We start from the raw sequence: 7,709 nt of genomic DNA, 5'->3' as shown, positions 1-7,709 counted from the left end.
ATGGTGCGACTGTCTCACGCAACAGGCGTGGTGTCGAGGTTATGCAGAGTTTCCCTAGAAGGGATGGTGCCCCACTTCAATGATCCTGATGGCGATACCACAGCGCAAAAATTGCTGTACGTAGTTGGATCTAGGGCACGCAAGCATTTGCACCTGTTTTCCGAGGTCGGCCGGCCAAGAGGCAGAAGGGATGTCTATCTCCCAACGCGACGTCTTGCTGCGTGCAGATTTGCCTATGACACTATATGAGTGAGGTCGCGATATTATTTCATCCAGTCTGACTTCCTTCGTTCCGAGCGCGCAAAACAATCCTGACGAGCAGTGACTGCTAGCATGTTGCTGCCATGGTTCGACAAAAGCCACTTCAGACCGCCTCCCGCCTCTCATACCGTCACCCTCCCCTCCCCACTCAAGAACCCCACCCGCACCACCGCCCTCGGATGCAGCCGCTGCACCGCCGCGCGATAGCGATCCAGTTGCGCACGCAGCGCCTCGTCCCGCTCCGGGTGCGCGGCGCTCTTGTAGTCCAGCACCCACCAGGCCTCGGGCTCGTCGCCGCTGGCGCGGCGGCGCACCAGGCGGTCGATGCGCAGGCGCTGGCCGTCGTGGACGAGCTCGACTTCGTTGAAGGCTTCCAGCACCTCGTCGGGCGACCAGGCCCAGGCGGCTTCGCCGGTGAGGATGCGGTGCGCCATGGCCTCGGCGTGGGCTACCTGGGCGTCGTCGAGCGCGAAGCGGCGCGCGGCCTGGGCGACACGGGCTTGGCGCCAGCCGTCGGGCGTTTCGCCGGCGTGTTCGAGCAGCCAGTGCATGGCTTCGCCGATGCGGGCCGCGTCGCTGCGCTCGGCCGGCTCGGGCTCGGGCGCCGCGGCTGGCCGGGCGGATTCGGGCAGCGGGGGCAGCTCGGGCAGCCTGAAGGCGTCGGGTTCGCTTGCTGACGGCGCCGGCGCGGGCGGCTGCGGCGGCTCGGGCAGGTCGGCGGCCAGCGGCTGGACGCGCTGCCACCAGCTGCCTTCGACCTCGCGATACGGCGTGACGCCGGACAGCACAAGGCGGCGGCGCGCGCGCGTCATGGCGACATAGAGGGCGTTAAGCTCCTCGCGCGCCTGGGCGGTGGCTTCCTGCTCCGCCAGTTCAACCGCGCAGGGCGGCGGTCGGCTGGCGCTGGCGAGGAAGACGAGCCGGCTGGGCGCGCGGGCGTCGCCGGGCCAGTCGAGCAGCAGGGCTGGCTCGCCACGATGGCCCGGGGCGCCGGCGCAGGCGTCGAGCAGCAGCACTTCGTCGGCCTCCAGGCCCTTGGCGCCGTGCACGGTGAGCAGTTGCATGGCCTCGGGCGCGGCATGGCGCGGCACGGCCGGGCTGCGGCGACGCAGCACGCGCAGCCATTGATAGGCGGTGAGCAAGCGCCCACCTTGCACCTCGAGCGCGGCGGCCAGCAGAGCGCGCAACTGGGCCAGCACGTGCTGGCGCTCGGGCGCGGGCGCGGCGGCGGCAAAGCGCGCCAGCACGTCGTGGCGCGCGTAGATGGCCTGCAGCGCGTCGTGCGGCGGCAGGTGCAGGAGCCAGTCGCGGCACTGCATCAGCTCGGCGTGCAGGGCGGCACCGTCGCGGCCGGCCAGCGGGGCCTGCGCCAGCGCGTCGAGCCAGGGCGGCGGCTCGGGCGCTGCGGCCTGCACGGTGCGGGCGATGCAGGCCAGGTCGTCGTCGCCCAGGCCGAACAGCGGCGATCTGAGCGCACGCGCCAGCGCCAGGTCGTTGCCGGGCGAGACCAGGGCGTCGACCAGGGCCAGCAGGTCGAGCACGGCGGGCTGGTCGGCCAGGCGGCTCTTGTCGGGCTGCTCGCAGGCGATGCCGAGCGCGCGCAGGGCGACCTGCAGCTCGGCCAGGGGTTCGCGCTTGCGCGCCAGCACCATGAGCTCGCGCGGCGGCACGCCGGCGGCCAGGCGCCCGGCGATCCAGCGCGCGGCCTGGCGGCATTCGAGGCTGCGCAGGCGCTCCTCGGGCTCGACGCGCGGCTGCGTCAGGCTGTCGCGCCAGCCGGCGTCGGGCGCCTCGGCCGGCGCCTTGTCGGGGCGCGGGATCAGCGGCAGGGCCTCGATGTGGCCGGGCTGCCCGCTCTCGGTGCTGTGGGTGCGAAAGCCTTCGAACTCGCCCGTGTCCTGCGCCTGCTGCAGCACGGCGTTGACGCCGGCCAGCACGCCCGGCGCGTTGCGGCGCGTGTGGTCGGTGGCCAGCAGCTCGCCGTCCAGCGCCTGCACGACGAAGGCCTGGGCGGCGGCAAACACGCGCGGGTCGGCGCGGCGGAAGCGATAGATGCTCTGCTTGGGGTCGCCGACGATGAAGACGCTGGGCACCTCGGGGCCGCCGCCGGCCCCGGCGTAGCCCGACAGCCAGGCGTGCATCGCCTGCCACTGAAGCGGGTTGGTGTCCTGGAACTCGTCGATCAGCAGGTGGCGCACGCGCAGGTCGAGCTGCTCCTGCACCCAGGCCGAGAGCTCGTGATCGTCCAGCAGCGCGCGCGCAGCGCGCTCGATGTCGTTCATGTCGACCCAGCCGCGCTCGCGCTTGAGCCGTGCAAAGCAGTCGATCAGCGCGCGCGTCAGGCGCGCCATGCGCTGCTGGTGCAGGTGGGCTTCGTGCTGGTGCAGCGCCTGCCGGATCGCGTCGACCTCATCCTGCGCCGCGCTCACCACCTCCGGGCGCGACTTGCCGAAGGCGCGCGGCGTGCCCTCGCCTCCGCTGGTGAAAAGCGCGGCAGTGACACCCTGCCAATCTCCGGCTGCCACGGCGGCCTCGAGTTCGGCGCCCTTCGCGGCAAAGGTGCGGGCCAGCGGCGCCAGGGCGCGGGCGGCCTGCTCCAGCAGCTCGCGTCCGGCCGGGCGCACCAGCAGCCAGTCGGTCGGATGTTCGACGCTGGCCAGCCGCAGGAAGCATTCGCCAAAAGTGGCCACCGCGCCGTCCACGCGGCCGGCCTCGTCGGCCAGCTCGAACTCGACGCGCCGCGCCAGCGCCGCCTCCAGCGCCTGCTGCGCGCGAAAGCGGCCCATGGTGGCGACCAGCGCGAGGTAGTCGGCGCGCAGCACCGCGTCGCCATCCACGTGGCGCAGGAAGGGGCGCCAGACCTGGGCCACGGCGTCGCTGTCGTCCTCCAGCAGCTCGTAGGCGGCCGGCAGGCCAAGATCCTGCAGCAGCGCCAGCGGCGCGCTCTTGAGCAGGGCGCCAAACCAGCCGTGGAAGGTGCGGATCTGCACCGGGCGCGCGGCGTCGAGCAGCCGGGCGTAGAGGCCCTTGAGCGACTCGACCTGCTGCGCGGCCTGCGCCGGCGCCACGCCGCGCAGGCGCAGCTCGCCCGCCAGCCGCTCGGCCCACTCGGCCTCGCCCTCGCCCGCGGCGGGCCGGGCGAAGTCGAGCAGCCACTCCTGCAGACGCTGGCGCATCTCGCCCGCGGCCTTGCGCGTGAAGGTGATGGCCAGGATCTCGTGCGGCGCCGCGCCGTCCAGCAGCGCGCGCAGAATGCGCGACACCAGCACCCAGGTCTTGCCGGCCCCGGCGCAGGCCTCGACCGCCACACTGCGGCGCGGGTCGCAGGCAATGGCATAGAACTGCTCGCGCGTGCAGGGCTGGCCGTTGTGTTTGTAGGCGGGATTCATGGGGCTGGATCGGACTGCCGGACGCGAAGGGCGCGAAGAATGCGCCAAGGACGCAAAAGAAAAATCCCTGGATCCGGGCAGACGAATTCGTTGCGTTGACGAGAAACGTGCGCTGCACGTTTGCCGCCTTCCGCCATTGCGCACAGGGCGCGGCACGCCCAATTCCACTCTTTTCGGGCTTTTTCGCGTCTTTTGCATGCTTTTGCGCCCTTCGCGTCCGGTAGTCCGGTTTTCACTGTGCCCCCCAAAAATCCTTGCGGCACAGCCCGCGCACCTCGCACCAGTCGCACACGCTGCCCTCGCCCAGCGCCCGCAGCGGCTCGCCGGCGGCGATGCGGGCAAGATCGCTCACCATGCCCTCGTAGAGCGCGGCGCTGCGCTGCTGCAGCTCGCCCAGTTCGAACAGCCTGGGTTGCTCGCGCTCGGCCAGGTTCAGGTAGGCGGCGCGGGGTGCGTCGCTGCCGTGCAGCAGCGCGTAGAACGGCAGCTGGGTGTCCTCGCTGTCCGGCTTGACGCGCGCCTTGCTCTTTTCCTGGCGCTCGGTCTTGTAGTCGATCAGCAGCGGCGTGCCGTCGGCGGCGTGGTCGATGCGGTCGATGCGGCCCTTGAGCTGCAGCTCGCCACGTTGCTCATCCAGCCATTCCTCCGACAACTGGAACACGTGGCCTTCGGCCTCGTGCCCGGCCAGCCAGTCCAGGTAGGCGTCGCGCAGCGCCGGCCAGGCGGCGGCAAAGGGCATGAACTCGCCCGGGTCCAGCGCGCCGTCGAAGACCTGTTCGGTCGCCTTCGATGCCGCCTCTTCCATCAGCGTCGGCCGGTCGGCGTCGGGGGCCTTTCGCAGGGCCTGATGGAAGTGGTGCAGCACGGCGTGCAGCCAGCTGCCCCAGTCGGCCTTGTCGACCTCGGCCTCGAGCTCCTCGTGGCGGCGCAGGCCAAGCTGGCGCAGGGCAAAGAAGCGGTACGGGCAGTCGCGCAGGCGCTCGTAGTCGCTGGCGCTGATCGGCTGCGCCGGCAGCTCGGCGCCGCTGGGCTGCGGGCGCGGCGTGGGCTCCGGTGCGACGGCGCGCACGGCGCGCGGGTCCGGCGCCGGCGGCAAGCCGCCGGGCGGCGCCGCGAGCTGCAGCCGGCGCACCAGCGGCGAGGCCTGCAGCGGCTCGCCCTGGTCATTGGTGCGCCGCCACAGCAGGTCCACCCGGGGCACGCGCAGGGCCAGCGCCCAGGCCGCGGCCTGCGCCTGCTGCAGGTCCTCGCGCGTGGGCAGGTGCAGCGCCTGGCGCTGCGCGCTGCTCCAGGGGCCGGCAGATTCGGGCGCGGCGGGCAGGTGCTCGGCATCGGCCCCCGGCAGCACCAGCGCGGCAAACGAACGCCCCAGCAGCTGCGCCAGCGGCAGCACCACGACCTGGGCCTCGGGCGGGTGCGGCGGGCGGAAGCTGGCGCCTTCCAGCGCGTCGCCCAGCCAGTGCGTGAACTCGGCCAGGTCCACGCGGCGGTGCGCCGCCGGCCAGTCGCGCCAGCCGGCCAGGCCGGCGTCGTCCAGCCGCAGCGCCTGGATCACGGCGCGGCCGGCCTCGTCTTCTTCAAGCTGCGGCCACAGGCCGCAGCGCTCGAGCAGCTCGCGCGTGGCGGCCAGCCAGTCGCACAACGGGCGCGGCGCCGCCAGCGGGGCGCGCAGCGCCTCGATCTGCTGCTGCAGCGCCTCGTGCCCGCGCAGCCGCAGCGCCTGCGCCCAGCCGCGCACGCCACGCCGACGCAGGGCCTGCTCGAGCGCGCGCACGGCCGCCAGGTCGAAGGCCGGCGCCAGCTTGAGCCAGTCGAGCACGGCGTCGGTGGAGGCGCCGGGCGCGCAGGCGCGCAGCGCCGCCAGCAGGCGCGCTGCGGCCTGGGTGGTGGACAGGCGCCAGCCAGTCTCGTCGCGCAGGGCCACGCCGCGCGTGGCCAGCAGGGCGCTGATGCGGCGCGTCAGCAGGCGGTCGCCAGCGACCAGCGCCACCGGTGCGCGGCCGGCTTCGAGGTGGCGCAGCACGCAGGCAGCGGCGCGCTCGGCCTCGTCGGCGCCGTCGGTGCAGGCGTGCAGGGCCGGCTGCCCAGCTGCGGCCTCGTCCTCCAGGCGCAGCAGCACGGTCTTCTCGACGTAGTGCTCGGCGAGGTTCTGCACCAGCAGGTCGGGCTGCAGGCCCTCGACGATGACCAGCGCGTCGAGGGCATCGCCGGCATGGCGCTCGAACAGCACGTCGGTGGCGTAGGCCGAGTTGCCGGCCCAGGCCACGGCGCTGCGCGCCAGCAGGCCCTCGAGCTCGAACGGGCCGCTGCTGGCACGCGGCAGCACCTCGGCGGCACGCGGCGCCCAGTCGGGCCGCAGCGTGGGCGGCAGGCTGGCGGCGACCTGCGCCAGTGTGCGGGCCTGTTCGACCAGGGCGCCGGCGAGCAGCGCGCGCTGGCTGCCATGGCCAGCGGCCTCGACCAGGCCGGCGGCGGTGAGCAGGTCGCGCCCGTGGTCGAAGCACAGGTCGGTCGGGCCGGGCGTGAACCAGCCGACGCGCTCGGCCCAGGTGCGGGTCGTCTCGAAGCGCGGCGCGAAGCTGTCGGGATACTGCGCCGCCCACCACCCGGCCGCCAGTGACATGAGCTGCGCGTAGGGCAGCAGCACGACGCTGCGCGCCGGGTGCGCGGCCAGCTCGTGCAACTGCCGACGGACCTCGGCGAGCAGCCTGCGCCAGGGAGCCGGCACGGCGTCGGCGCCCACCGGTCCATGGTTTTCAGCTATCGCGTTCATAGTGATCGGCAAAAATGGCAGGGCCGTCAGTGGCATTGGCTTTCTGTCACAATGACCGCCACTTTATCGGTTCACAATCGCACGACTCTCTGCAAGGATTGCCCATGGCCAGCGACCTGATCAAACACGTGAGCGACAGCTCCTTCGAAGCCGATGTCCTCAAGTCCGACAAGCCGGTGCTGGTGGACTTCTGGGCCGAGTGGTGCGGCCCCTGCAAGGCGATCGCGCCGGCGCTGGACGAGCTGGCCGGCACCTACGACGGCAAGCTCACGATCGCCAAGGTCAACGTGGACGACAACCGCACCATCCCGGCCAAGTACGGCATCCGCGGCATCCCGACGCTGATGGTGTTCAAGGACGGGCAACTGCTGGCGACCAAGGTCGGCGCCTTGTCCAAGGCGCAGCTGGCGCAGTTCATCGACCAGCAGCTGGCGGCCTGAAGCCCCGGCCCCGGCCCCGCGCCCGCCCCCGACGCCGCGCCCTCGCGCGGCGTCCTGTTTTCCTGTCATAATCAATTCTCGACAGTTGGCGTGCTGGTGAGCGCCAACCGGCGTGCCCATGACACAGGGCACCCGACGCGTCGCCCCACGCGGGCAGCGCCACCTCCCCCAACTCACGCCATCGTCTCCATCCTCGCCCGGTCCGCTGCCGGACCCGCGCGCCGAACCGCACCCGACACGCCCCATGCACCTGAACGAACTCAAAGTGCTGCACGTCTCCGAACTGCTGAAGCAGGCCGAGGCGCTGGAAATCGACAACGCCAGCCGCATGCGCAAGCAGGAGCTGATGTTCGCCATCATCAAGAAGCGCGCCAAGGCCGGCGAGCAGGTGTTCGCCGACGGCGTGCTGGAGATCCTGCCGGACGGCTTCGGCTTTCTGCGCAGCCCCGACACCAGCTTCACCGCCAGCACGGACGACATCTACATCAGCCCCAGCCAGGTGCGCCGCTTCAACCTGCACACCGGCGACATGATCGAGGGCGAGGTGCGCATCCCGAAGGACGGGGAGCGCTACTTCGCGCTGAACAAGCTGGAGAAGGTCAACGGCGACGCGCCCGAGAAGAACAAGCACAAGGTGATGTTCGAGAACCTCACGCCGCTGTTCCCGCGCGAGCAGATGAAGCTCGAGCGCGAGAACTTCAAGGGCGAGGAGAACATCACCGGCCGCATCATCGACGTCATCGCCCCCATCGGCAAGGGCCAGCGCGCGCTGATCGTGGCGCCGCCCAAGAGCGGCAAGACGGTGATGATGCAGACCATCGCGCACGCCATCAGCGCCAACTACCC

4 protein-coding genes are annotated in these 7,709 nt (G+C 71.8%); 2 read left to right on the top strand and 2 right to left on the bottom strand.

The window, feature by feature from the left end; genetic code table 11:
* Positions 1 to 383 precede the first annotated feature (383 nt).
* Positions 384 to 3,650, bottom strand: coding sequence for a UvrD-helicase domain-containing protein (locus PKA16_RS15230; protein WP_324404442.1), 3,267 nt, complete (start codon positions 3,648 to 3,650; stop codon positions 384 to 386).
* A gap of 232 nt (positions 3,651 to 3,882) precedes the next feature.
* The gene (locus PKA16_RS15225) at positions 3,883 to 6,423 is read right to left on the bottom strand and encodes a PD-(D/E)XK nuclease family protein (RefSeq protein ID WP_324404440.1); all 2,541 of its coding nucleotides are present in this window, start codon (positions 6,421 to 6,423) and stop codon (positions 3,883 to 3,885) included.
* Positions 6,424 to 6,527: 104 nt separating this feature from the next.
* On the opposite strand from PKA16_RS15225, the gene trxA reads away from it, so the two are divergent.
* On the top strand, positions 6,528 to 6,863 hold the full coding sequence (gene trxA / locus PKA16_RS15220) for a thioredoxin TrxA (protein WP_324404437.1): 336 nt from the start codon (positions 6,528 to 6,530) through the stop codon (positions 6,861 to 6,863).
* A 244-nt stretch (positions 6,864 to 7,107) separates the two neighbouring features.
* Positions 7,108 to 7,709, top strand: a 602-nt coding sequence (locus PKA16_RS15215) for a Rho termination factor N-terminal domain-containing protein (RefSeq protein ID WP_324404436.1), incomplete at its 3' end; no start/stop codon positions are given.

The sequence above is a fragment of the Ottowia sp. genome (genome assembly GCF_035325765.1).
In the GTDB taxonomy this organism is placed as follows: domain Bacteria; phylum Pseudomonadota; class Gammaproteobacteria; order Burkholderiales; family Burkholderiaceae_C; genus Ottowia.
Note: the sequence above shows the minus strand (reverse complement) of the source record. Positions and strands in the feature narration are given on the sequence as shown.